The 25,376-nt window shown below is 40.8% G+C and carries 20 protein-coding genes and 1 pseudogene; 6 read left to right on the top strand and 15 right to left on the bottom strand.

The window, feature by feature from the left end; all coding sequences use genetic code 11:
• Window positions 1-87: 87 nt before the first annotated feature.
• Window positions 88-963 (bottom strand): carbon-nitrogen hydrolase, encoded by an 876-nt coding sequence (locus tag AC04Q1_RS12920; protein WP_478365012.1) that lies wholly within the window; start codon window positions 961-963, stop codon window positions 88-90.
• Between the two features lie 207 nt (window positions 964-1,170).
• Here AC04Q1_RS12920 and AC04Q1_RS12915 point away from each other — a divergent pair, with 207 nt between their 5' ends.
• Window positions 1,171-1,872 (top strand): DUF4328 domain-containing protein, encoded by a 702-nt coding sequence (locus AC04Q1_RS12915; RefSeq protein WP_478365011.1) that lies wholly within the window; start codon window positions 1,171-1,173, stop codon window positions 1,870-1,872.
• Window positions 1,873-1,921: 49 nt separating this feature from the next.
• Here the strand turns inward: AC04Q1_RS12915 and AC04Q1_RS12910 are convergent, their stop codons facing one another.
• The 7 genes from AC04Q1_RS12910 to sucD all read right to left on the bottom strand — a co-directional run bounded on the left by AC04Q1_RS12910 (window position 1,922) and on the right by sucD (window position 11,018).
• The gene (locus tag AC04Q1_RS12910; RefSeq protein ID WP_478365010.1) at window positions 1,922-3,889 is read right to left on the bottom strand and encodes an SPFH domain-containing protein; all 1,968 of its coding nucleotides are present in this window, start codon (window positions 3,887-3,889) and stop codon (window positions 1,922-1,924) included.
• A 552-nt stretch (window positions 3,890-4,441) separates the two neighbouring features.
• Window positions 4,442-4,663 (bottom strand): cysteine-rich CWC family protein, encoded by a 222-nt coding sequence (locus AC04Q1_RS12905; RefSeq protein WP_478365009.1) that lies wholly within the window; start codon window positions 4,661-4,663, stop codon window positions 4,442-4,444.
• A 188-nt stretch (window positions 4,664-4,851) separates the two neighbouring features.
• The gene (locus AC04Q1_RS12900; protein ID WP_478365008.1) at window positions 4,852-7,236 is read right to left on the bottom strand and encodes a ribonucleoside-diphosphate reductase subunit alpha; all 2,385 of its coding nucleotides are present in this window, start codon (window positions 7,234-7,236) and stop codon (window positions 4,852-4,854) included.
• Window positions 7,237-7,390: 154 nt separating this feature from the next.
• A complete protein-coding gene (locus tag AC04Q1_RS12895) occupies window positions 7,391-8,362 on the bottom strand; it encodes a ribonucleoside-diphosphate reductase small subunit (protein ID WP_025145778.1) in 972 nt (323 codons plus the stop codon).
• Window positions 8,363-8,818: 456 nt separating this feature from the next.
• Window positions 8,819-9,199 carry a septal ring lytic transglycosylase RlpA family protein gene (locus tag AC04Q1_RS12890; RefSeq protein ID WP_478365007.1) on the bottom strand — a complete coding sequence of 127 codons (381 nt, stop codon included), beginning with the start codon at window positions 9,197-9,199 and terminating at the stop codon, window positions 8,819-8,821.
• A gap of 144 nt (window positions 9,200-9,343) precedes the next feature.
• Complete coding sequence (locus AC04Q1_RS12885) at window positions 9,344-9,847, bottom strand: methionine-R-sulfoxide reductase (RefSeq protein ID WP_316845412.1); 504 nt, start codon at window positions 9,845-9,847, stop codon at window positions 9,344-9,346.
• Between the two features lie 298 nt (window positions 9,848-10,145).
• A complete protein-coding gene (sucD, locus tag AC04Q1_RS12880) occupies window positions 10,146-11,018 on the bottom strand; it encodes a succinate--CoA ligase subunit alpha (RefSeq protein ID WP_316845414.1) in 873 nt (290 codons plus the stop codon).
• Window positions 11,019-11,567: 549 nt separating this feature from the next.
• On the opposite strand from sucD, the gene AC04Q1_RS12875 reads away from it, so the two are divergent.
• Window positions 11,568-11,993: a cupin domain-containing protein gene (locus AC04Q1_RS12875; protein ID WP_478365006.1), complete on the top strand. Its 426-nt coding sequence runs from the start codon at window positions 11,568-11,570 to the stop codon at window positions 11,991-11,993.
• Between the two features lie 89 nt (window positions 11,994-12,082).
• A pseudogene (locus tag AC04Q1_RS12870) lies at window positions 12,083-12,771 on the top strand (VIT1/CCC1 transporter family protein).
• A gap of 151 nt (window positions 12,772-12,922) precedes the next feature.
• On the opposite strand, the gene rlmF reads toward AC04Q1_RS12870, so the two are convergent.
• From rlmF to AC04Q1_RS12835, 7 genes are all read right to left on the bottom strand, one after another.
• Window positions 12,923-13,939: a 23S rRNA (adenine(1618)-N(6))-methyltransferase RlmF gene (rlmF, locus tag AC04Q1_RS12865; protein WP_478365005.1), complete on the bottom strand. Its 1,017-nt coding sequence runs from the start codon at window positions 13,937-13,939 to the stop codon at window positions 12,923-12,925.
• Window positions 13,940-14,308: 369 nt separating this feature from the next.
• Window positions 14,309-15,577 (bottom strand): C4-dicarboxylate transporter DctA, encoded by a 1,269-nt coding sequence (dctA, locus tag AC04Q1_RS12860; RefSeq protein WP_478365004.1) that lies wholly within the window; start codon window positions 15,575-15,577, stop codon window positions 14,309-14,311.
• A gap of 359 nt (window positions 15,578-15,936) precedes the next feature.
• Complete coding sequence (locus tag AC04Q1_RS12855) at window positions 15,937-16,779, bottom strand: cyanophycinase (RefSeq protein ID WP_478365003.1); 843 nt, start codon at window positions 16,777-16,779, stop codon at window positions 15,937-15,939.
• Window positions 16,779-17,804 carry an isoaspartyl peptidase/L-asparaginase family protein gene (locus AC04Q1_RS12850; protein WP_478365002.1) on the bottom strand — a complete coding sequence of 342 codons (1,026 nt, stop codon included), beginning with the start codon at window positions 17,802-17,804 and terminating at the stop codon, window positions 16,779-16,781. Before AC04Q1_RS12850 ends, AC04Q1_RS12855 begins: the two co-directional genes overlap by 1 nt.
• Before the next feature lie 57 nt (window positions 17,805-17,861).
• On the bottom strand, window positions 17,862-19,631 hold the full coding sequence (locus AC04Q1_RS12845) for an ABC transporter ATP-binding protein (protein WP_478365001.1): 1,770 nt from the start codon (window positions 19,629-19,631) through the stop codon (window positions 17,862-17,864).
• A gap of 108 nt (window positions 19,632-19,739) precedes the next feature.
• Complete coding sequence (truA, locus tag AC04Q1_RS12840; protein WP_478365000.1) at window positions 19,740-20,492, bottom strand: tRNA pseudouridine(38-40) synthase TruA; 753 nt, start codon at window positions 20,490-20,492, stop codon at window positions 19,740-19,742.
• Window positions 20,493-20,568: 76 nt separating this feature from the next.
• On the bottom strand, window positions 20,569-23,052 hold the full coding sequence (locus AC04Q1_RS12835) for a prolyl oligopeptidase family serine peptidase (RefSeq protein WP_478364999.1): 2,484 nt from the start codon (window positions 23,050-23,052) through the stop codon (window positions 20,569-20,571).
• 253 nt (window positions 23,053-23,305) lie between these two features.
• Here AC04Q1_RS12835 and AC04Q1_RS12830 point away from each other — a divergent pair, with 253 nt between their 5' ends.
• From AC04Q1_RS12830 to AC04Q1_RS12820, 3 genes are read left to right on the top strand one after another with little or no spacing between them, the layout of a single operon-like run.
• Window positions 23,306-23,764, top strand: a complete 459-nt coding sequence (locus AC04Q1_RS12830; RefSeq protein ID WP_478364998.1) for a DUF4293 domain-containing protein — start codon at window positions 23,306-23,308, stop codon at window positions 23,762-23,764.
• A 3-nt stretch (window positions 23,765-23,767) separates the two neighbouring features.
• The gene (locus AC04Q1_RS12825) at window positions 23,768-24,238 is read left to right on the top strand and encodes a DUF4293 domain-containing protein (RefSeq protein WP_478364997.1); all 471 of its coding nucleotides are present in this window, start codon (window positions 23,768-23,770) and stop codon (window positions 24,236-24,238) included.
• A gap of 31 nt (window positions 24,239-24,269) precedes the next feature.
• Window positions 24,270-25,124, top strand: coding sequence for a carboxylesterase family protein (locus tag AC04Q1_RS12820; RefSeq protein ID WP_478364996.1), 855 nt, complete (start codon window positions 24,270-24,272; stop codon window positions 25,122-25,124).
• Window positions 25,125-25,376: the final 252 nt, after the last annotated feature.

Genomic DNA, 25,376 nt, shown 5'->3' with positions numbered 1-25,376 from the left:
AAATGAATGGTTCGTGAGGACACGAACCATGGATTTTTAATTTATGGATTTTCGCTTTAATCTTCGGTCTTCCGACCTCCGACTTTTCTAATCCCCATCAATATATCTTTTCGTAATCGGCTGATAAGAATCGATCCTCCTGTCTCTTAAAAAAGGCCAGTGTTTACGGAAGAAATCAGATTCTGATAAATCCAGCTCAACCACTTCAGTTTCTTCCTGATCGTGAGAACCCAAATAGAGTATTTTGCCTTGACCGTTTGTGGCGAAGCTTCCACCCCAAAATTTCATGGCACCATTCTGTTCAAAGCCTACCCGGTTTACACTTACTACCGGAACGCCATTTGCAACTGCATGTGAGCGTTGGATAGTTTGCCAGGCATTATATTGATCCTGATTGGTTTCTTCGTCCTGATCGGTAGCCCAGCCAATGGCAGTTGGATAGAACATGATATCTGCCCCCATTAAAGCCGTAATACGTGAAGCTTCTGGGTACCATTGATCCCAGCAGATCAGGATACCGATTTTAGCAAACTTGGTTTGGAAAACCTTATAACCCAAATCACCTGGTGTGAAGTAAAATTTTTCATAAAAAGCAGGATCATCAGGGATATGCATTTTACGGTATTTACCTAAATATGAACCGTCAGCATCTAAAACAGCTGTCGTGTTGTGGTACAAGCCTTCTGCACGTTTCTCAAATAAAGAGGCAATGATGACCACACCCAATTCTTTAGCCACCACTTGCAAAGCATCGGTAGATGGGCCTGGAATGGCCTCTGCTAAGTCGAAATTGTCGTAATCTTCCACATCGCAGAAATACAAAGAAGTAAAAAGTTCCTGCAAACACACAATCTGTGCGCCTTTTGCAGCTGCTTCTCTTACTTTGGCAATTGCTTTATCTAAATTTTCCTGTTTATCTTTGGTACAGCTCATCTGCACCAAGCCAACTTTTACTTTCTTCATATTTTCGAAATGAGAGAATGAGAGAATGTTAAAGTGATTGAATGCTTTACATACGGCCATTCACCCACTCAAAATTCATTCATTCAAAATTAGGCTGCAAAGTTACTATTTTGTTTAAAAGTAGAACGGCATAATTATGTAATTGTTTTTTAAGAAAAGCGGAATGTAGATAAGGATTTCGTATTATTATAAAAAATTAACCTCAATATGAATCTCATCAGACCCAACGAAAAAAGGGCTAAAACTGCCATATTAATGATCTGGATAGTTTTAGCATTAGAAATTGTCTCATTTTTCTCAAGTTATCTCCAATATGATCTTTTAAAAAGCTTTTCGTCAGGAAGCGCTGTTTCAAATAGCGAGATTAGCGCCAATGACCTTAGAGAGCGGTTGATTGCGATATTATACTTTGGTGCATATCTAACCTCTTGCATTACCTTTATCAGGTGGTTTAGAAGGGCATACTTTAATCTCCATCTAAAAACCGATTATCTTTCGAGTTCTGACAATTGGGTTGCATTAAGCTGGTTTATACCTTTTATCTGTTTATATAAACCGTATCAGATAATGAAAGAAATGTATACCAAAACCAATGAAATCTTATTTGAAGAAACAAATCGGGCTAATGCGGTTACAACTTCATATTTAGGCTGGTGGTGGGGCCTTTGGATTACCAGTAATATCATTGGTCAAGTCGTTTTCCGTACAACACTGAATAGTGACAGTATCGATTCATTAACAAATGGCACTATTGCCAGCATGATAGGAAATGCTATCGGTTTACCCTTGGCATTAATTACGGTAAAAGTAATTAAAGATTACGCAAATATTGAGCAGCTGTTAACTGAAGTACAGGGAGATGAAATTATCGTATCAACAGAGAATACTGCTATCGATCCGGGATTCTAAAAAAAATGGCTTCCTGAAAAATCAAGAAGCCATTCTGGTTTAAAACCGGTTAAGGATTGATATTATCCTTTTTAGGTTTTGGTTTTGTTTCCACAATTTCTGCTACGGCTACCACTTCTTTACGTTGCTGAGGATCCATCAGTTCCATCAGTTTCAGGCCCAACAGGCCATCCATAGCCGAACCACCATGATTGCCCCCACTGCCACCAATTAATACGTCAGGGATCAGTTTTACATTGCCTTTCGATAACTCTTCGGTGATTTTGTAACGGGTAAAGTTTTCACCACCCAAAGCCTTAACGGCAAGTTCGTAGGCTTCGGCAGTTGATTTACCCACTGCTAAAATTTTACCTGCTTCGGCTGCACCGGTTAACGAAATCTGTTCAGCTTCTGCCGATGCCCTTAACTTAATCGCTTCAGAATCTGCCTGAGCCCTTGCCTTGGTAGCTTCGGCTTCGGCGTGTGCCCTCATTTTTGTGGCCTCGGCTTCTGCTCCTACCGCTAGTTTCACACCAGCAGCATCACCTTCCGATTTTTTCACGGTAGCGCTTGCGGTACGTTCGGCAATCTCCACGCTTTGTTGTGCTTTTACAATATCCTTCTGCATATCGGCAATGGCGGTTTCTTTCTCCATCCCCTGACGCGTTTCCTGTGCCTGTTTTTGGGTTTCGTAAGTCACCTTTTGTTCTTCCGCAATTTTACGGTCGGTTAAAGTTTTCATTAAAGATTCTGGCGGAACAATGTCACCGATCAATGTATCAACCGCATTCACATTATATTCATCAAGCACCTTGCGGATATGCTCTTTTGCCGATTCCTGACGTTCCTTACGGGTACTCAGGAAAGCAATCACATCACTTCCCTGTGCCGAGTTACGGAAATAGTTACCAATGGTGGGCTCTAAAACCTGCGAAACCAGGTTCACCATGTTACCAAAACGGGCAATTACCTTTGGTGCTTCGGTTGTAGGTACGTGGATAATCTGTGCCACATCCAAATTGAAAGGGAAACCATCTTTAGAACGTACTGTAATGGTAGATAGGTTTTTGTCCAGATTATGGGCCTCACTACGTGCCGATGCCCAGTTTAACACCAAATTGGTGGTTGGTACCAGCTCTACCTTCATAATGTATTTGTTAATTGGGTATTTGCCCGGACCAAGTGGCTCAAGCCAAACCCCTTTCGAACCTTTACCAACAATATTACCGTGCTTAAAGTCGGCACCGGTTAGGTCATTGCCTTCCGTACCGATAAAAGAAATCACCACGCCTACATAACCGATCGCGATTTCGGTCATCGGAATTTCTTCCAACTGGATTGCCCATGGATTGAGGTTGTATGAACCTGCTAAAATTACCTGCGGCTGCAAACCACGGTTACCACCCTGCTTGATAAAGGCATCGAAATCCTGAAAATTGTTGTGCCCGTCAACCAGTTTACCAGCGATCTGATTGGCTTCAATCGGCAAACCATCCAATGTGGTTACAATACCGACCATGCTTTCCTGAATGCGGATCATATCAGTAACCGATACCTGAAAGAGCATGGTATTAATACGGTACGAGCCGGATGTAATGTAAGCTGTTTGCCGACCTCGCTGACCGCCGTTTTCGAGAAACTTCACCGCATCCTGAAAGTTATCAGACTCAACCTTTTGCCCTAAGATATTTCCCGTTGGAATTTCAGAGCCATCCTTGGCCATAATCAGTCCGATTTTACCTTCCGGAATAATGGTAAACTGTTCCATGGTTACGCTGTATTGCCAAAACCACATCCCGAAATACAATCCCGGCGCCAGTGTTTTTCCCTGGAAACCGGCTTCGCCCCTGATGGCGATAATCCTTCCGTCGGGTAGTTCTTTTGCTGAACCGAAGAGCACGAATTTTTTGGTAATCAACCCGATCCTGTCTTCAGGAACGATCACCATCCCGAATAAGAAACGTAAAATATATTTGTATAAAATGATGCACAACAGTGCCACTAAAACCCACCAGTAATTAGAAATGAGCGCTTCCATAATGTTATATATTTTTCTGTTTTTTTAACCTGATAAACCATTTATCAAGCACGATATAGATATCAAATGGTGTGCTTTGTTACCAATTTTAACATTTATTTTTAAACTATTTTTCATCGGTTTTAAGGCCTCAAACATAACCCAGGCTTGATTTAAAGCAGGATACCAACTACAGATGACATTTTGACGAATAAGCTACCTGAACGCTTATAAACACCAAAAACTAACCATTTAGGTTTTGGCAGCCAGCCCGGAAAATTTTAAATGTATAATTAACAATTAATAAAGAAAAGCTGTCCCTTTTTGGACCTATACAACTGACCAGATTGGGCTACAGTATTTCATCGCAATTGGAACCGGAGATAAAGGAACTAAAGATTTTTTAGAAGAGCACAAGACCCAGCTTAACTAAACCCGATTGTACGAACGCCCAGGATTTAAGCACTTACCTTTGTTTTATCGGGGCAGTAGGGAAAGTGGACCTGCGCCAACTCAAGAGTACAAAAACTTGCTTTTCAATTTTTTCACCACAAAGCCACAAAAGCACAAAGATTAAACCCCGATTTCTTCTCTATACTCCTGCTGTAATTCGAAAAGGCATTTGGCACACAGGCAGCCATCATATAATTCGGAGATGTACTGTACTTCGTTAATGCTGAGCTGTACTACGCTGCATTGGCATTTGGTATAGGAATTTGCCTTGCACTCAATAGCACCATTACATCGCTCGCAAGGGATGATTTCGTGTTTGGCGCTATGAATATGTGAAGACATTTTAAAAGTTCAATTGTTCATTGGTTCATTAGTGAAAGTTCTATTGACATTTGGCAAACCAATGAACCAATGACTAATGAACTAATAACCAATACAAAAGTATAAACAAAAAATAAGGTTTTGAGCTTTTGCCCAAAACCTTACGATATGATTAGATTCTTAAAGTCCCCATTAGGGGATTTAGGGGTTTATCCTGAACAGCTAATGCAACCTTCTTCCATCGAACAAACTGGTCCGTCGATGATTTCTTCTGCAACCTGATCCTGTGTCATTTCAGCAGGAATAACCGCTTCAATGGCTTTACCTCCCTGATTCTCTACAGTAAATTTAACTGCTTGTGATGCTGCCTGAGTACGTAGGTAGTACATACCGGTTTTTAAACCTTTTTCCCATGCATAAAAGTGCATTGAAGTTAATTTTGAAGTGTTCGGTGCGTTTACAAACAGGTTTAATGATTGCGACTGGCAAATATAGGCACCACGATCGGCAGCCATATCGATGATGTTACGCATCTTGATCTCCCAAACGGTTTTGTACAATTCTTTGATATAATCAGGAATAGCATCAATAGCCTGGATTGAACCATTGGCCAATATGATCTGGTTTTTCATATCGTTGTTCCATAAACCCAGAGCCACTAAATCTTTCAATAAGTGTTTGTTTACCACTACAAACTCCCCACTTAATACACGACGGGTGTAAATGTTTGAAGTATATGGCTCGAAACATTCGTTATTACCCAAGATCTGAGACGTAGATGCAGTTGGCATCGGCGCAACCAATAAGGAGTTGTACACACCATCTTTAACTACTTTCTTACGCAATGCATTCCAGTCCCAACGGCCACTATCTGGTGTAACGTTCCATAGATCGAACTGGAATTTACCTTTTGATAAAGGAGAACCTTTAAAAGTTTGGTAAGGACCATGTTTTACTGCTAAATCGTGAGAAGCTGTCATAGAAGCGAAATAAATCGTTTCGAAAATGTCTTTATTCAAACGTTTAGCTTCATCACTTTCGAAAGGCAAGCGCAATAAGATAAAGGCATCAGCCAAACCCTGCACACCTAAACCAACCGGGCGGTGACGCATGTTTGAATTTTCGGCTTCTTGAACCGGATAAAAGTTATGATCGATGATTTTGTTCAGGTTTAAAGTAGCCTGATAAGTTACATCGTATAATTTCTGGTGATCGAAAGCACCGTTGATCACGAAACGAGGTAATGCCAATGAAGCTAAGTTACAAACCGCCACTTCATCTTTAGAAGTATACTCGATAATTTCGGTACACAGGTTAGAACTTTTAATGGTACCCAGGTTTTGTTGGTTAGATTTGCTGTTCGCTGCATCTTTAAACAACATATATGGTGTACCGGTTTCAATCTGCGAATCTAAAATGGCAAACCAAAGTTCCTGAGCCTTAACGGTTCTGCGTCCACGGTTTTCAGCTTCGTACTTAGTATATAATGCTTCAAATTCAGCTCCAAAACAATCTGCTAAACCTGGTGCTTCATGTGGGCAGAACAAAGTCCAATCGCCATTGTCTTTAACACGTTGCATAAACAAATCATTAATCCAAAGGGCATAGAACAAATCACGCGCACGCATTTCTTCCTTACCATGGTTTTTACGCAGATCTAAGAATTCAAAAACATCGGCATGCCAAGGCTCTAAATAAATAGCAAAGGCACCTTTACGTTTACCCCCACCCTGATCTACATAACGGGCTGTATCGTTAAATACTCGCAACATTGGGATAATACCATTACTGGTACCGTTTGTACCGCCAATATATGAACCCGTTGCACGGATATTGTGAATGCTTAAACCGATGCCACCTGCACTCTGCGAAATTTTAGCGGTTTGTTTTAACGTATCATAGATCCCTTCAATACTATCATCCTGCATGGTTAACAAAAAACATGACGACATTTGAGGTTTTGGTGTAGCGGCATTGAACAATGTGGGTGTAGCATGGGTAAACCAACGCTCGCTCATTAAGTTATAGGTTTTGATTGCACTCTCGATATCCTCTTTGTGGATACCAACAGAAACACGCATAAACAAATGTTGCGGACGCTCTACAATCTGACCGTTCACTTTTAAAAGGTAAGATTTTTCTAAGGTTTTGAAACCGAAGTAATCGAAGCCGAAATCGCGGTCGTAAATGATAGAACTATCTAAGATATCCTTGTTTTTTTCTATAATCTCATAAACATCATCAGCAATAAGCGGAGCCGCCTTCTGTGCTTTCGGGTCGAAGTATTCGTACAACATTTTCATCGTACCCGAGAATGATTTGGTGGTGTTTTTATGCAGGTTGGAAACCGCAATACGCGATGCCAGCAAAGCATAATCAGGGTGTTTGGTTGTTAACGATGCGGCTGTTTCTGCGGCAAGGTTATCCAACTCAGACGTGGTTACACCGTCATATAACCCCTCGATCACCTTTTTGGCTACATCGATTGGATCTACAAGATCTGAATTTAAACTGTAGCACAGCTTTTGAATACGGGCTGTGATTTTGTCAAATTGTACCGCCTCTTTGCGGCCATCTCTTTTTAGTACGAACATATTTTATGAGATTTAAGTTTATAGTAAGCCGTGAGTATCAAGTATCAAGACTTAATCATCACTTTTGTATTTTTGTTATTTATTAATTAGTATCAAGTAACCGGTGCAAGTATCAAAATTAAACCTTCTGCCTTTTCCCCTTTAACCTTCCACCTTAGAAATCTTCGTCTAAAGAAAACGCCTGTTTGTTATTATCAGCAGAGGTTAATACACCACTTTTTTGATAATCCCCCACACGTTTTTCGAAGAAATTGGTTTTACCCTGCAATGAAATCATTTCCATAAAATCGAATGGATTGGTTGCATTGTAGATTTTTTTGTAACCCAGTTCCTGTAACCATCTGTCAGCCACAAACTCAATATACTGGCTCATTAACTTTGCATTCATCCCAATCAATGCAACTGGTAAAGCATCGGTAATAAATTCTTTTTCAATTTCAACTGCATCACTAATAATGCCGTGAACCGCTTCTTCACTCAATTTATTGCTCAGCATACTGTAAAGTAAACAAGCAAATTCGCAGTGCGAACCTTCATCTCTCGAGATTAACTCATTACTGAAGGTTAATCCTGGCATCAGGCCACGTTTCTTTAACCAGAAGATAGAGCAGAAACTTCCGCTGAAGAAAATACCTTCAACCGCAGCAAATGCAACCAAACGTTCGGCAAAGGTTCCGTTTTCGATCCAGCGTAAAGCCCATTCTGCTTTTCTTTTTACTGCAGGTACGGTATCGATCGCATGGAACAAACGGTCTTTTTCTTCAGGGTCTTTGATATAAGTATCGATTAACAGGGCGTAGGTTTCGGCATGGATGTTTTCCATCATGATCTGGAAACCATAAAAGCAACGTGCTTCAGGCAATTGCACCTCACTCATGAAGTTTACCGCAAGGTTTTCGTTCACGATACCATCACTAGCAGAAAAGAAAGCAAGAATGTGAGAAATGAAATGCCTTTCGCCATCATTTAAATTGTCCCAGTGTTTCTGGTCGTCAGAAAGATCAATTTCTTCTGCGGTCCAAAAACTAGCTTCGGTCTTTTTATACATTTCCCAGATTGCCGGGTATTTTATCGGCAAAAGCACAAATCTGTCTTTGTTTTCTTGTAGTAATAATTCCTGTTCCATACGCTGATGTTTTTTAATTCTATTTTTTTAACAGAGCCGACAAAGGCACGCATCCATCAATTTTATATGATGATTGTAATGTCTTTTATCAAAACGCTGTTGTGAAAGTGCTAACCCTATTGCCTGACAAACAACTGAGTTTTTAGTTAGGAAAATTTAAAATTGCAATCAGGATGATGTACGTATAAATTACTAAAAACTAAGCTTTTATATTTGTTTTCAAGCGCAAGAAGTTAAAGAACTTTGTTATAACAAATATATATACGGTAGCCCTTTTTAGTGAACCAAAGTTGTTAACACCCTGCCCGATTGCTGGGGAAAAACGATCAGCCAAATATCATTTTCAAGCGAAAAAAAAGCTAATCGTTTCTTTTCAAGGGTTTAGCAAACCAAAATAAGTGTTAATAACTTAAATTTGAGGGGTATAATAAGCTCTGAATAGAGCTAAAAGGAGTACTACTCAACAGTATAGCTCAGGCTCACCTTAGCGATGCCTTTACGGAAGATACCGATCTGTTTTGCAGCACGTTCGGATAAATCAATAGCCAGTCTTTTAGAGAAAGGACCACGGTCATTCACCTTCACCACTACCGACTTTCCATTATCGGGATTGGTTACCGTAATCAAGGTGCCGAAGGGCAGGGTACGGTGTGCGGCCGTTAGTTTTTTCGATCTGTATTTAGCGCCGCTGGTGGTCCGGCGGCCTTCGAATTTTCTGTGATAATAAGTGGCGAGAACTGTTTTTTTGATACTATCCGGTTCATTTGATGACTCAGAATTTTGTGCTTTACCTTGTAAAAACAGGAAACAAAAACTTAATAACAGCAGATACTTCATAGGCTAAATTTTCTTTATCGAGCCTGCAAATATAAGCATTTAGTTTATAATCAACAATTTGTGGAAAAACAGCCTGGTTTTGTGCATTAAAAAAGGCGTACAGCTAATCGCCGTACGCCTCTACCTAACCCTACTACATCCACCTTATTTTTGATCCGGTACGAAATTCATCGAGATGGAATTTACACAATGACGGGTGTCTTTATTGGTAAATCCTTCGCCTACAAATACGTGACCTAGATGCGCGCCACAATTGGCGCAAACGATTTCTGTACGTGAACCATCTGCATCAGGAATACGTTTTACAGCACCTTTAATTTCATCGTCAAAAGCAGGCCATCCGCAATGTGCATCAAACTTGGTTTCAGAACGGTATAAGGCTGCGTTACAACGTTTACAGGTATAAGTTCCCTTATCTGTTGTATGCTCGTATTTACCTGTACCAGGGTATTCTGTACCTTTATTTACAATTACTCTTTCTTCTTCGGGTGTTAATGGATTCCAGTTCATTTTCTTCTTGGGTATGATTTGTTCTGTTTCCTTCGGTTGTTTTACTTCTTTCTTGTCTTGCTTTTGGGCGCAAGCAGAAAGACCTGTGGTTAAAACAACAGCAGAAATCAAAAATAGTTTATTTAACATCGTTTTCATATATCAATATACGGTTTAGATGAGGTTTTGGTTTACTGGTTTAAGGCTTTGCATTAGTGTTTACAAAGGAATGATAATTCCGTTGGGAGTTGGCGGTTTGGACCTAGCACCTCACCTTGACTATGGATTATAATCCCAAGTCCTCTCTTCAAGGAGGAGAACAACACGAATTAGCCTAACCATTAAATTTTCGTTGGGAAAGGTTCCGTGCTTTCAGCGCTTTCCGTGGCAACAATTAAACACAAAAAGCGCCCCGAAATAATCGAAGCGCTTTTCTATAAGGAGATTTTTTTAAATCTTATTTTGCCAATTCTTCTGCCATTGCAGCACCGATTTCAGCAGGACTTTCTACCACACGGATGCCACACTCGCGCATGATTTTCATTTTAGCAGCTGCAGTATCATCAGCACCACCCACAATCGCACCAGCATGACCCATTCTACGTCCTGCAGGCGCAGTTTGACCGGCGATGAAACCAACAACAGGTTTAGTACCATGTTCTTTGATCCAACGGGCAGCTTCAGCTTCCATTCCGCCACCAATTTCACCAATCATGATGATACCGTGTGTTTCTGGATCGTTCATTAATAATTTAACCGCTTCTACAGTTGGTGTTCCGATAATCGGGTCGCCACCGATACCGATAGCTGTCGTAATACCTAATCCAGCTTTAACCACCTGATCTACCGCTTCGTAAGTTAAAGTTCCAGATTTAGAAACCACACCTACATGACCTTTTTTGAAGATAAAACCTGGCATGATACCGATTTTAGCTTCATCAGCAGTAATTACACCCGGGCAGTTAGGGCCGATCAATGTAACATCGCGGTCGGAAATATATTCTTTAACCTGAATCATATCCTTCGTTGGGATACCTTCAGTAATACAAACAATAACTTTAATACCACCTTCGGCAGCTTCCATAATTGCATCAGCAGCAAAGGCTGGTGGTACAAAAATGATAGATACATTTGCACCCGTTTCATCAACGGCATCTTTAACAGTATTAAAAACAGGCTTTTCTAAATGCAATTGCCCACCTTTGCCAGGCGTTACACCACCAACTACGTTTGTACCATAGGCCAGCATTTGCTCAGCGTGGTAAGTTCCTTCGTTTCCGGTAAAACCCTGAACGATAACCTTAGAATCTTTATTTACTAAAACGCTCATGTATCAATATTTTTTTTGTGCAAAGCTAATATTATTGAACTGGAATTCAAATCTAAAACCATATTATTTAGTCCGTTTTTTCAGGAAAATGTAAGGAAATGACTGAAGGGAGCTTTAGTCTGCTATGCAAAAGACTAAAGTGGAAAGACTAAAGCTAAAGTGATAATTGACTGCTATAGTGCTCCATGCTACACATACATTTAATACCCATACCAGGAACAGGTGCTTCAGCTATAAACCTGACAGGAACGGCAGCCTCCGATTCCTTTTATCGGAGCTATAGTGGATGGCAGGGCGGAACCTAAACAAAGGGCGGTAAACCACACATTTTCAAATAAAAAAACATCAGTGCCTGGGAGTAGGAAATGAGCAGTCTGGTTCTTTTGGGCCTTTAATCCTGCTCTCCGCTCCTTCTGGTGAAAACCAGAACCAAACGATCAGGTTCAGTAACAAAGTACTTGGGCTTGTGGCAACATCCGGTCAAAACGCTTAAATTTACCTCTGAAGTCTAAAGCAGAAAGACCAAAGCTAAAAGTTAATAATATCAAGATGAGAAAACTCCTATTAATTTTAATCACCACTATTGCAACTTTCATTTCCGTTGAGGTACATGCACAAAGTGCCGATACGAGCAAATACATCCTTCAAAACGATGTTGAAGTGGCAAAAGAAGAATCTGGAACACATAACGGTGGCGGTAAAACCATTGGTTTTAACTTTTTTGCCAATGCCAAAAACCTTAAAACAGCCTTTAGGAAAAGGATTTTAAAACCAGGCTCCGCTATTGGTTATCATTTGCAGAAAGAGGATGAGATTTACTATGTCATCAGTGGAAACGGGACCATGCAAATGAACGGCAAAACCTTTGCTGTTAAACCTGGCGATGCCATTTTAACCCGTCCGGGCAGCTCGCATGGCATCATGCCAAATGCGGGCAACGATCTAACCATTATGATTGTTTACGAGAAGAAATGAGGATATTGGGAGTTGCATTAGTTTTTTTTCTCCCAGCTCTCTTCAAAGGGGGGCTTAATACGTTACATTAGCGAACAAATCACCAAACAATGGAACTGGAACAACATTACACCAATAGAACGGGCTGGCTTAGAGCGGCCGTGCTTGGCGCCAATGATGGCATTATTTCGACAACGAGTTTGGTGATCGGTATCGCTGCAGCAAGTGAGACCAGAAGTCCTATTGTATTGGCAGCCCTGGCGGGTTTGGTTGCCGGTGCTTTATCGATGGCAGCAGGCGAATATGTTTCGGTGAGCTCACAGGCGGATATTGAAAAAGCAGATCTGGAACGCGAAAAAATTGAGCTCGAAACTATGCCAGAAATGAACTCAGGGAACTGGCGAAGATATATGTAGCACAAGGTTTAGATGAAGATTTAGCCATGCAGGTGGCCATCAAACTCACCGAAAAAGATGCACTGGTGGCACATGCAAGAGACGAACTGGGCATCAATGAAATTACCCAGCCTAAACCGCTTCAAGCTGCATTTGCATCTGGTGCTTCCTTTATCAGCGGCGGCATCCTACCCTTTTTAGTGGCTTTTCTTGCGCCTATCAAATCGATGGTATTTTATCAATATGGTTTCGCCATTGTCTTTTTGGCCCTGTCGGGCGCAATTGCCGCAAAGGCTGGGGGCTCAAATATGGTTAAAGGTATAATTAGGATCTGCTTTTGGGGAACGGTTGCCATGGTGATTACCGCTTTGGTTGGCTATCTCTTCGATACGAAGATCAGTTGACAGTTCTCGGTTGTGAGTTTACAGTTAAATACTGATGGATTACAGTTCCATGCTCCAGTTTTTTCCTAACCGGAATTGCAAAACCGGGCCAACATAAAAAGCCGGATTAACTGATTGCTAATCCGGCTTTGCTTTATTATTATTGATCAGATTAAAGGCTTTTGACTTCAGCCTTAGCACTATCTGTTTTTGGTTTCGGTTCAGTTTTCCAACCCTTTGCCCACTCTGCCTGTGCAGCTTCATCATGGAAAGTCCAGGCTACAAAGCGACTGATTTTTTGTCCCTGGCTCATTTGAACGGTAGTTACCTCAAAAGCATTGGCCTTAACCAAAGCGCTATAAATGCTTTTTAAGTTTGCACTTTTTGATACCAGTGAAGTAAACCACAATACCTGGTTTTTGATCTGCTCGCTCTGGATAATCATCTGCTCTACAAAAGCACGTTCGCCACCCGGGCACCAAAGTTCGGCTTTGTTTCCACCAAAGTTTAATACGTGTTTTACCTCTTTTTCATTTCCACCCAGGTTGCGCCATTTCTGACGGGTACCCTGCTCGGCCTCTTTTAACGAAGCGTGGAATGGTGGGTTACAAACTACGGCATCGAAACGTTCTTTACCCCCAACAACACCTCTAAAAATGCCCATTTTTGAAGATTGCTGACGGATTTCTACCGCACCCTGCAAAGGTTTATTGGCTTCGATAATACGTTTGGCAGAATCCACCGAAAGTGGGTCAATCTCTGTTCCAACGAAACTCCAGCCATATTCCTGATGACCGATGATCGGATAAATACAATTGGCACCTACGCCGATATCCAATACATTGATGTTGGCACCCTTTGGATTTTTGCCTTTATTGCTTGAGCCTAAAAGATCAGCAACATAATGGATGTAATCGGCCCTGCCCGGAATTGGCGGACAAAGAAAATCGGCAGGGATATCCCATTGGGAGATGTTATAGAAATACTTTAATAAGGCCCTGTTAAGCGCTTTAACAGCATTTTGATCAGCAAAATCGATAGAATCGTCGTTATGCTCGTTTTTAAAAACGAAACGTTTCAATTCTTTAGAAGTTGCAGTAAGTTGTTTGAAATTGTAACGCGAACGGTGTTTGTTGCGTGGATGTAACTCGCTTTTTTCTTTGCGGTTATTTTGTTCTTCTTGAGCCAATGTGCTATGAGTTAATTAAACAAGCTGTGTGCATGTTTCTGCTGCAAAGATAGGTAATTAGTTGGGAGTTTGGAGTTTTTAGTTCGGAGTCACCCAGTGGGCCGGTATCCGTACCCATTAATTAGTTGGGAGTTCGGAGTTTTTAGTTCGGAGTCACCCAGTGGGCCGGCATCCTTACCTATTAATTAGTTAAGGGTTCGGAGTTTTTAGCTGGGAGTTATCCAATGGGCCGGCATCCTTACCGATTAATTAGTTAAGGTTCGGAGTTTTTAGTTTATAGACCGATCAACTCCGAGCACTAAACTCCAAACTAAGGATTTGCTTTCTGCTCCCAAAACTGAAAACTCCAAACTGAGAACTCCAAACTTTCTATGCTTTCTCTATTCGAATAGCATTTTGATATTTCTCTTCATCAAACTGGTTTTCACTTTTCGCTATTACGATTGTAGCTACGCCGTTTCCAATTACATTGGTGATGGCCCTGGCTTCGCTCATAAAACGGTCTACACCGATTAATATCGAAATGTGTTCGATGGGCATAATCTTTAACGCGGTCAGGGTAGATACCAAAACAATAAAGCCACTTCCCGTAACACCCGCAGCGCCTTTGGAAGTAACCATTAAAACGCCTAAAACCGTAATCTGCTGCCCCAGGGATAAGTCGACATGAAAAACCTGACAAAGAAAGATCACCGACATGGCCAGATAAATCGCTGTTCCATCAAGATTAAATGAATAACCCGTTGGGATAACTAAACCGACAACCGATTTATCGCAACCAATAGCTTCCATTTTCTGCATCATACTTGGCAGGGCAGACTCTGAAGAAGAGGTACCCAGTACAATTAAAATTTCCTGACGGATGTACTTCAGATATTGCCATAAACTAAATTTATAGTATCTGCAAATCCCGTTTAATACAATAAAAATAAACAGAATGCAGGTGAGGTAAACCGAGCCCATGAGTTTGGCCATGCCCACTATACTTTGCAGTCCATGGGTACCGATGCTAAATGCCATTCCACCGAAAGCCCCGATTGGTGCCAGGCGCATAATTACCTTCATAATTTTGAAAAGCACTTTCGATATTTTGTCGAATGCATTGAGCACGCTAGTTCCCTCTCCGCCCAGTTTATTTAAGCCATAACCAAAAAGTATGGCAAAGAGCAAAATCTGTAAAATATTTCCTTCTGCGAAAGCGGCAATCACGTTATGCGGAATAATATGTAAAAAGAATTCGGCCCAGTTCATATCCTTCGCTTGCTCAGCATAACCCGTAATCTTGGCCGCATCACCCGCTTTGGCTACCATTCCGGCACCTGGTTTTAAAATATTGGCCACCAACAAACCGATCGCAATAGCCACTGTACTTACGATTTCGAAATACAAAAGCGCCTTACCCCCTACCCGGCCCACCTTTTTCATATCGCCCATGTGTGCGATCCCCAAAACAATCGTAAAGAATATAATCGGGGCAATTAACATGCTGATCAGGTTGATAAAACCCTGACTGATTAATTTAGCCGTTGGCGCAAAACCGGGAAAGTAAGCACCAACACTAATCCCTATGATGATGGCTAAAATAACCTGGAAGGTTAAATTGGAAAATACTTTCTTTACAAATTCTAGTAACGTCATCTACATGGGGTTATTGGAGAATATTTTTTCATTTAAACGATTGAAATTTGTTAATTTATCCCATATGTCAAGTGAGCTCATTGAGTATCTTATTTTTATAATTTGAAAGCACTTCGACTCCGATCAGTACAACATGAATAAAAATATCCGTTATAAATAAACCCGGTTTGGAAAAATGAAAGATAGCGTAATTTTTCTTTTCGTTTAAATTCTTTATAAATATAAAGTGAGCTGAAATAAAAACCTATACCGATTTCAATGGGTATGCTCTTATCCAGGCGATTGAATCGCAATATTATTGCTGCGCTCGTTAGAAGGGGCGCAAACGTAAGTGGGTTAACAATTTAAAAGTACGTTATTTAAGGTTTAATGTCGATTATATCACCAGCAGTGAAGATTCCAAATTCTGCCTGTTTAAATTTTAGCAAACCTTTGTCCGTATTTTTAAGCGCTTTAGGGTTAGCGAAACGGATTACCTGACTTTCGCCAGCTACCTTTGCTTTATTGCCATGAACAATGATCGCCGTACTTTCATCAATGCCTATACAAACCAGATCAGGATGCGCAGCCAAAGCTGATATTAGCCGGTTATAGCGGCTGCGTTTTAAAAAATGCTGATCGATAATGGTATTTTCCAACAAACCCATCCCCTCCGAAAATTCGATGTTTTTATTCCAAAGTTTGTTAAAGGTTTCCTTGTACACAGTATCCAAAAGCTGTTGGCCTGTAATCATGTATTTACTCATTACGGCCGCACCCGCGCTTGTTCCCGCAATGGTAGCACCATTTTGATAAGCTTTATGGATGGCATTATACACGGGTGTATGGAGCACCGATTTCATAAAACGGTTTTGGTCGCCACCTAAAATGTAGATCAGTTTTGCTCCGGTAAGCGAATCAATCCATTTTTTATTGTTCGCATCGTGTTTGCTAAAATTGAAATTCCTGACCGTTTTATTGCCTATTTTTTTCAATTGGGCAGCAAGGCTTTTGAAACCCGAATCTGGGATTTCGCTGGCCATTGGCAATACAATGATATAATCACTGGCTGTTAGGTTGGCGGTATTCAGCATTTCTTTCATCAAAGCATCAGAACGGTTGCCACCACCAATAATAAACAAGTTGCCTTTAGCCGGTTTGCTTTGTGCGTTTACCAATAGGGAAAAACCAACCAATAGCAAGCTTAAAAAAAGTTTCTTCATTATTTATAAATGTTTACTTCAATTTTTCCATCAGCGGTAATGGTACCTCTGTACATCCCTTCGGTATTGAATGGTAAAGCCACATTGCCTTTTTTATCTAAAGCAATCAAGCCACCATCGCCACCCATTTTGCCCACTTTATCCAATACAATTTTCGAAGCTTCGGCGACGGATAATCCTTTATATTCCATTAAATCGGAAATGGTTTTGGCTACCACGTTACGGATATAAAATTCGCCCCAGCCCGTGCAAGAAATGCCGGCAGTTTCATTATTACAATAGGTACCCGCACCAATAATCGGTGCATCGCCCACCCTACCATATTTTTTGTTCGTCATGCCACCAGTAGAAGTACCTGCTGCCAGGTTACCCGCTTTATCTAAGGCCACACAGCCTACCGTACCAAATTTATAATCACGGTTTTTGATGCCAAACAATTCTGATTTTTTGCTTCCATGGTCTAACACCGCTTTAGTAGAATCCTCTTTAATGGCCTCCTGTAAACCATCCCAACGTTCTTTTGTCCAGTAGTATTTAGGATCAACGATTTCCAGTCCGGCCTCTTTTGCAAACTGATCGGCCCCGGCACCAACCATCATCACATGCTCTGATTTTTCCATTACGGCCCTTGCAGCAGAAATCGGATTTTTAATGGTCGTAACCCCGGCAACAGCTCCTGCCATTAAAGTTTTACCATCCATAATTGCGGCATCGAGTTCATTTCTGCCATCGTGGGTAAAAACAGCGCCTTTACCCGCATTAAAATGCGGATCGTTTTCTAACACATGGATAGTGGCCTCTACGGCGTCAAGACTCGATTTACCTGCTTTAATTTCGGCATAACCTGCGTTTAGGGCCTTTGTAAGGGCAGCGATATAAGCAGCTTCTTTCTCCGGCGTCATGTTTTTCTTCAGAATGGTACCTGCACCACCATGGATCACCATTACATATTTTTTCTGCTGTGCAGAAAGGTTTAGCGTTATTGCCGAGAGCAAAAACAGGATAAACAATCTTAATAATTTCATCTTCTTATTGGATTTAGGAAGGTGTTAAATTAAGAAAATCCTGAGAATAAATGGGCTTTAAACTTTAGCAATCCCCTTCGACGAAAACTGCAGATCGTAAAGTTTTTTATAATAACCGTTTAACCTGAGCAACTGTTGGTGGGTGCCTTTTTCTTTGATCTCCCCTTTATCGAGTACAATGATCTGATCGGCCTTTTGAATGGTGGATAAACGGTGGGCAATTACAATTGAGGTACGGCCTTCCATAAGGTTATCAATGGCTTTTTGGATCAACAACTCTGTTTCGGTATCTACTGATGAAGTGGCCTCATCTAAAACCAGAATGGCAGGATTGTGTACCAAGGCACGAATAAAAGAAATCAACTGCGCCTGTCCTGCCGAAAGTGTAGCGCCCCTCTCCATCACATTATATTGATAACCGCCAGGCAAACGCTCAATAAAATCGTGTGCTCCAACCTTTTTTGCTGCATTAACAACCTCTTCAATGGTAATCTCGGGATTATTGAGCGTGATGTTGTTTAAAATGGTATCTGAAAACAGGAAAACATCCTGAAGTACGGTGGCGATGTGACTTCTGAGGTAATCCAACTCGAAATCTTCAATATGAATACCATCTACGGTAATATCTCCTTTTCTTACTTCGTAAAAACGGTTCAGGATATTGATAGTTGAAGATTTACCCGCACCAGTAGCACCAACTAGTGCTACGGTTTGACCCGCTTTCACCTCAAAGCTAAGATCTTTCAATACGTAGTTTTCGTCGTTATAGGCAAACCAAACCTTTTCGAATTTAATGTTTCCTTCCAATTTGGCAGGTTTTTGCGTGCCCTCATTTGGCGTAGTCTCATCGGTATCCAAAACTTTAAATACACGTTCGGCGCCTACCATTCCCATCTGCAGGGTATTAAATTTATCGGCCAACTGGCGGATCGGTGTAAATACCATGCCCAGGTACATGATAAACTGGGTGATGGTACCAGGCGTTACGTCCAACGGTTTAGAAAGGATGCTTTTTGCACCATACCAAACCAATAAACCCAACGACATGGCCGAGATTAACTCCACCACCGGGAAAAAGATAGAATAATACCAGTTAGAACGGATATTGGCATCACGGTAACGTTTGTTGATGGCGTAAAATTTCCGGTATTCCTGTTTCTCCCGGGCAAAATATTGTACGATTGATACCCCTGTAATGTGTTCCTGTAAAAAGGTATTGAGATTGGAAACCTCATTTCTGATTTCCTGAAAGGCCACCTTAATGGCTTTCTGGAATTTTCTTGTTGCAATGATCAAGAGTGGAATAGGCAAAAGCACCACCAAACTCAATTGCCAATCGGTATATAACATTACGCACACAATCACCACCACCTGCAAACTATCGCCGATCATGGAAATTAAACCTTCAGAAAAAATATCGGCAATGGTTTCTAAATCGGAGACTGTTCGGGTAATTAATTGCCCTATCGGTGTTTTATCAAAGAATTTAAGACGAAGTTTTGTGATATGGTTAAAAACATTGATCCGCAGGTCGCGGATAACCGATTGCCCAAGCGTATTGGTTAATAGTGTGTGGTTATATTGGATTAAAGTCTGTAAGATCAACATAAAAACCATCAGCATGGTCATATTCACCAAACCCGAATAATTGCCTGTTAAAATATAATGATCCAGCGTGTATTTAATCAAAAACGGACGTACGGGGGAAATGGCGGCAAGCAGAATGGTTAAAATAACCGACCATACAAAAACGGCACGGTAAGGCTTTACGTATTGAAAAATACGTTTCAGTAATCCGGTGTTATATACGTCGCCTGTAACTGCCATGTTATGGTTAACTGGTTAATGGGTTAAATTGGTTAACTGTTATTCGGCCAACTGTTTAATATTTGAAATGGGTTAGTGGGGTTTAAACCGATTAACCAGTTTATACAGTTAACCCAAATACGGGTATTCTATCTTCACTAAATACAAACCACAGGCAGGTACCGATTGCCCGGCCTTACTTCGGTTTTTACTTTCTATTATTGCTTTAAAATCGGCCAAATTTATCTCTTTTTTACCGATTTCTACTAAGGTCCCCATAATGGCCCGTACCATATTGCGTAAAAAGCGGTCGGCCTGAATGGTAAAAACCAATCCATCTTTCTGCTGTTCGAAAACCGCTTTGGTGATTTTACAATTATTGGTAAAAGTTTGGGTATTCGATTTGCTGAAACATGAAAAATCGGTATAATTTAATAAAATCGCAGCTGCCTCGTTCATCGCCGCAACATCGAGCTGATCTTTAACCAACCACGACCGGTTTAATTTAAAAGGATCCTTTTCGAAGTGCAGGAAATATTGATAGGCACGTGCAGTGGCATCAAAGCGGGCATGGGCATCATCGCGCACAGGTATAATCCGTTTCGCTGCAATTTGATACGGCAGCATGGCGTTGATCCCGGTTATGGCATTTAATACCTTTGCTTCTTCTACGCCTTCCACATCAAAATGGGCATAAAAATCAGTAGCATGTACCCCGGCGTCTGTTCTGCCACACCCCAAAGTTTCGATAGGCTGCCGAAAAAACACAGACATCGCCTTATCCAGCAATTCCTGAACGGTGATTGCATTGGGTTGGGTTTGCCAGCCATGGTATAAGCTGCCATCGTATGCGATTTGTATGAAATACCTTTTTTTACTCAAAGCGATGCAAAAGTACTTTTTTCCTTTTATTAAAGGAACACGTACTTCATTTATTCCGATTATCCTTCACTATGGTTTAGCGGTATTTTTTTTTGTCAAACTGCCATTTATTATTGTAAAAACCAGCTAGTTTAATGCCTAGGTTTCCTTCTTTTGGCAAGTCTGATGAAAATACCATAAAATCAGGGAAACCACTGCCACCCGCAAAATACTGGTTGGCGTAGGCAGCTTTCATTCCTGCTACTCCGGTACTGGCCACTACGCCTATCAAGAGTTGATCATCCTGTTGTGGCCAAATATAATATGCAGCTAAATCATCTCCTTTCCATGTGCCTTGTGTTGTGGTTATTTGCGAACTGCTTACCTGTATCGGGCAATTGCCAAGTAATTTTTTCCAGGCGGAATTATTTTCGGAGTTTCCATATAAAATAATATTACGCCCCTGATATTTTGATGCTGAAAATTCTTTATCCATTATGATATCAACTGCTCCGTTACCACGGTAATACCAGGTTTCGGCATCGTAATTGGCTTTATTTAAATTAGCCATATTGGCTTCGGCGGCACCGCTTGTTCCCACTACAAAAACCATTTTATGGTTAAACGCTTCTTTAAAAGTGCCATACCTCAACGGGTTTTTATCTCTTTTATCCATCTTTGTGATGATTTGCCATGATGCATTGTTTTTCGCTAAAAAGAGCGTATCGTTAGCGCTTTGGGTGGCATAAGTAATAACATTTAAGCTATCTAAAGTAATTTTTACAGTTGTTTTTGCACCAAAATCTGTTAGCGCCAATTTTAAAAGCGCAACGTTCTGGGTTGTACCTACAATGCTTGATAGCTTCCGGTCTCGCATTAAAATGATGCGGCTATATTGTAAGGGCTGCGTTTGCTGATAAATGGTAGCCCAGCGATAAGTAGCCGAAATCCCCGGACTGGATGTCGTAAAATCGATGCGGTTTACAGCAGAATCGGCAGCAATGGTATGCCACTTAAAAAAGCTGAAAATAGGTGGCCAATCTACACTCTGATCGCCGAACCAGTGCTCGCCTCCCGGGTATTCGTAATAACTAAAATCGGCATGAAAACCCGAAAGCAATTTCTTCATTTGCCTCGCATAACTAACCGGCACAACCTTATCGGCATCACCATGCAATATATAAACACCTAATGGCGTATAATTTGTCGCTATTTTAGGCACATCACTTTGATTACCAGCCCGTAACAACATTCTCTCGACCATATTTTTACTGCTGTCAGGAATTTTCCCATCTGCAGAACCATAATCTTTAAGCGAAGCATAACCTGCAGCAGGTGCAATGGCTGCCCATTTATCGGGGTAAGTGGCGCCTAAAAACCAGGTGCCGTGCCCACCCATAGAATGACCCGTGAGGTAAATCTGTTTATCGCTTGGTTTAAACTGATCTTTAGCCAATGCCAGCACCTCTAAGGCATCCTGGCGGCCCCAGTCTTCCCAATTAAAGCCCCTTGGCCTGCGGTTAGTGGCCGCAACTATGGTTCCCCAATCTTTAGATTTATAGGCTTTTGCCTGACCAATGGCCTCTACTCCAGCGCCATGTACGGAAAGAAACAATGCCGAATTTGGTTTCCAGCCGTTAAGTTGTGGGGTAACTGCGAAATATTGCAAGCTACCATCAATTTTGCTTATAAAGGTCTGTTTATGAGTTGACGAATTTGCCAAAGCTTCAATTGCAATCGTTTTCTGATCTACATTTTTTTTGTTCTGTAAGAGTTGTATTTCGAGATTATAATTACCTGGTGTTGTGATGCCGCTTGCGTCTAACTCGAAAATCACTTTTCGCATGCTCAGTTTTGCAATGCGCGGAATGGCTAATTCCAGTTGTTTTCCATTTAAAATGGTTTTGAAGTGCAAATCATTTAAATCTTTCAAAGAAGAATTACATACTGTTAGTGCCCCTTTCAGCACAGTGTTTGCCTGATTGAGCACAATGCTCGGCAAAGTAATATCATCTGTATGGATGCGTATTTTTTTTGTGTCAATGATGATCATTGGCAATATGCTGACGCCCCTTACAAAAAGTTCGTTCAGGCCTTTTCTTAACTGAACCGGAATATTCATATAACCCGAGGCATAAGGATCGCCCATGTGCGGGGTACCATTAAAAAACAAGCTATTGCCACCCATTACATTTAAAATTGCAGTTTGTTCTTTAGGAGAAGTATAAGTAACGTAAATATAATCAGAACCTCTATCTATACTACCCGGATTCAGGAAGGGATTATTTGTGGTTTGAGAAGATCTTCGCGAGAATGCACTAAAGCGGCCATTGGCATCTGCTTTAATGGCTTTCCATAACACTTTTTGTCCATCTTTACCTGCCGAAAATGTTCCGTTTTCTGTCGGCTTTTCTAATTTTCCGTTAGCCATTTGCCAGGCCAATAGATCAGTATAAGTGGCTTCACGGCCATAACGGCTACCGCTGGCTACCGTTAATGCTTTTTCAAATTTAAGGGTATCTTGTGCATAGGTTTTTATAACAGCAAATAAGAGTACTAGAAAAAGTAAGTTTTTTAGCATAAATTGTTTGTTAGTGTGGTTGATCAAAGTTAATCGATTTAAAAGACTGCCATCGCAGAACAGCTGGATGTAATACCTTTTTTACCCAAAGCGGTGCCCTTTGGCATTGAACGTTTGGACTTAAGAGTTTAGCGTAAAATATTGACCAAAAATTGCAATTCATGATTCTTATATCCCCAGCGCTGTTTCAGAACTTTAATCTTTCTTTCTTTTCTCAAAAAAGGCTAGATTTGTTGCTATACATTTTACATTCATGATACAAAGAATACAATCGATCTGGCTTTTATTAGCGTCAATTATAATTTTATGTTTACTATTTGTTCCTATTTTAACAATTGTTAATGAAAATACAGGCTATGTATTATTTGGAACAGGAATTAAAGAATTTAAAAATGGTGTCGAAACGGCATCAGCTATCAACACTCCTTTACTTATTATTACCGTTTTAGCTGGACTACTTAGCTTAATTAACATTTTCAATTTTAGAAACAGAGCATTACAAAAACGAATTGCTATTATAAACGTCGCATTCATTTTAGGCCTATCTTTTTGGCTATTTCACTTAGCCCAACAAATTCCTGGAGGTATTGAGCATGCAGAAATTAATCCAGGTCTGTTTCTGCCACTAGGCAACATTATTTTTACCCTACTGGCTATAAGAAGTATTGGAAAGGATGAAAAATTGATCCGTTCGGCTGAGCGCCTACGTTAAACTATGATACAAAGAATACAATCGATCTGGTTTTTATTGGCGGCTTTAACATTGGTTTTGATGTTGTTTTTGCCTATAATGAGTAAAAATATAAATGGGACTCCCTTCCCTGTACTGTATACCTGGGGTGTTTCATCTACCTGGGATTTGGGTGAATATATGTCAACTATGATCCAGCCGACCTATCCCTTATTAATAACCAACATCGCTGTAGCACTTATCTGTTTTATCAATATTTTCAATTATAGAAAAAGAAGTTTCCAAAAGCGCTTTGCCATAATTTCAATCCTATTAATTGTTGGATTTGCTTTTTTGTGTAGTGTATACGCCCAAAAATTACCGGGTGGTGTTGAGGGGGCAAGTTTTGGGGTTGGTGCTTATTTACCAGCTGTAGCCATTTTATTTGTAGTATTGGGTATTTTCGGCATCAATAAAGATGAAAGATTGATCCGTTCGGCGGAAAGGTTAAGATAATTCTTTCATTTCAACAGAAAATTACCTCTCTATGCGGATAAAATTAAACCTTGCTTCTTTTGCTTCTGTTGTATTTTTGCTTTGCGGAATCTTATCATGTAGCAAGCGCATTCATACTTTTGGAAAAACCAAGATCGCTAAAAGTGCTGATTCGCTTTATCTTAAACAAAGGATAGCAGGAATAAAAGGTTCAAATACCGATGCTTTTACGAGAGGATCATTCAAAGGCACAGCTGATACCGCAATTGTATACCGATTGTTAAAACCCAATAACACCAAAGGCAAACTTCCATTGGTGATCGTGTTTCATGGATCAAATGCCGTTGGGAACGACAATACCAGTCAGCTGGGCATATTGGCAAAACTATTCGCCAGCGCCGAACTCCAGTTAAAATACCCTGCTTTCATTTTAGCACCCCAATTTCCTTCACGTTCGTCGAATTATGTTTTAGATCGAAGCAGAAATGTATTAACTTCGGTACCACAGCCCTGCCTAACAACTTCCTTAGAGCTGATCGACAGCTTAAAAAACACTTTAAATATCGATGAAAAAAGGATTTACCTCATCGGTTTTTCGATGGGTGCTTCTTCGGTGATCAACGCTTTAGCGTTAAAACCAGAGTTATTTGCCGCAGGGATCAGTATTTCGGGCATACCGCAATTCGACCAGGTAAATGCACTGGCGAACATCCCTATATGGCTCATCCACGGCAATATAGACACCGAGAACCCTTTTGATAGCGACAAACAGTTTTTTGAAGCGGTAAGCTATAAAAACAAAACCCGGTTCTGGGAATTCGATAATCTTGCCCACAACGATATTTTCGCGCCCGCAATTTTAACAGATGAGCTGCCCAAATGGCTCTTCAACAACAAACGTAAATAGCTGCATCGCCCGGGCCACCTAAACCCGGTTGGTGTGGAAATCCTTTTTAAAAACCTGTAAGGTTTAAAAAGATTGAAACGGAAAACGGGACTGCCGCGACCTAAGCCCCGCTACAGTTGCTTTCCAAATAAAAAACATACGTCTTTGCCTTGGTTACCATCTCCTTTTAAACCCATTCCACCACCCATTTCCCATCATCCATATAACCTCCCCCCTTATCACCTTATTTTCAAATATTTAGCTTAAAAAACT

The sequence above is a fragment of the Pedobacter humicola genome, from assembly GCF_056490705.1.
This window is presented reverse-complemented; position numbering and strand designations above follow the sequence as displayed.

What these genes read in the sequence shown, in the direction of transcription:
- AC04Q1_RS12920 (WP_478365012.1), bottom strand. Translation starts at nt 963, where the DNA reads ATGAAGAAAGTAAAAGTTGGCTTGGTGCAGATGAGCTGTACCAAAGAT.
- AC04Q1_RS12915 (WP_478365011.1), top strand. Translation starts at nt 1,171, where the DNA reads ATGAATCTCATCAGACCCAACGAAAAAAGGGCTAAAACTGCCATATTA.
- AC04Q1_RS12910 (WP_478365010.1), bottom strand. Translation starts at nt 3,889, where the DNA reads ATGGAAGCGCTCATTTCTAATTACTGGTGGGTTTTAGTGGCACTGTTG.
- AC04Q1_RS12905 (WP_478365009.1), bottom strand. Translation starts at nt 4,663, where the DNA reads ATGTCTTCACATATTCATAGCGCCAAACACGAAATCATCCCTTGCGAG.
- AC04Q1_RS12900 (WP_478365008.1), bottom strand. Translation starts at nt 7,236, where the DNA reads ATGTTCGTACTAAAAAGAGATGGCCGCAAAGAGGCGGTACAATTTGAC.
- AC04Q1_RS12895 (WP_025145778.1), bottom strand. Translation starts at nt 8,362, where the DNA reads ATGGAACAGGAATTATTACTACAAGAAAACAAAGACAGATTTGTGCTT.
- AC04Q1_RS12890 (WP_478365007.1), bottom strand. Translation starts at nt 9,199, where the DNA reads ATGAAGTATCTGCTGTTATTAAGTTTTTGTTTCCTGTTTTTACAAGGT.
- AC04Q1_RS12885 (WP_316845412.1), bottom strand. Translation starts at nt 9,847, where the DNA reads ATGAAAACGATGTTAAATAAACTATTTTTGATTTCTGCTGTTGTTTTA.
- sucD (WP_316845414.1), bottom strand. Translation starts at nt 11,018, where the DNA reads ATGAGCGTTTTAGTAAATAAAGATTCTAAGGTTATCGTTCAGGGTTTT.
- AC04Q1_RS12875 (WP_478365006.1), top strand. Translation starts at nt 11,568, where the DNA reads ATGAGAAAACTCCTATTAATTTTAATCACCACTATTGCAACTTTCATT.
- dctA (WP_478365004.1), bottom strand. Translation starts at nt 15,577, where the DNA reads ATGACGTTACTAGAATTTGTAAAGAAAGTATTTTCCAATTTAACCTTC.
- AC04Q1_RS12855 (WP_478365003.1), bottom strand. Translation starts at nt 16,779, where the DNA reads ATGAAGAAACTTTTTTTAAGCTTGCTATTGGTTGGTTTTTCCCTATTG.
- AC04Q1_RS12850 (WP_478365002.1), bottom strand. Translation starts at nt 17,804, where the DNA reads ATGAAATTATTAAGATTGTTTATCCTGTTTTTGCTCTCGGCAATAACG.
- AC04Q1_RS12845 (WP_478365001.1), bottom strand. Translation starts at nt 19,631, where the DNA reads ATGGCAGTTACAGGCGACGTATATAACACCGGATTACTGAAACGTATT.
- AC04Q1_RS12835 (WP_478364999.1), bottom strand. Translation starts at nt 23,052, where the DNA reads ATGCTAAAAAACTTACTTTTTCTAGTACTCTTATTTGCTGTTATAAAA.
- AC04Q1_RS12830 (WP_478364998.1), top strand. Translation starts at nt 23,306, where the DNA reads ATGATACAAAGAATACAATCGATCTGGCTTTTATTAGCGTCAATTATA.
- AC04Q1_RS12825 (WP_478364997.1), top strand. Translation starts at nt 23,768, where the DNA reads ATGATACAAAGAATACAATCGATCTGGTTTTTATTGGCGGCTTTAACA.
- AC04Q1_RS12820 (WP_478364996.1), top strand. Translation starts at nt 24,270, where the DNA reads ATGCGGATAAAATTAAACCTTGCTTCTTTTGCTTCTGTTGTATTTTTG.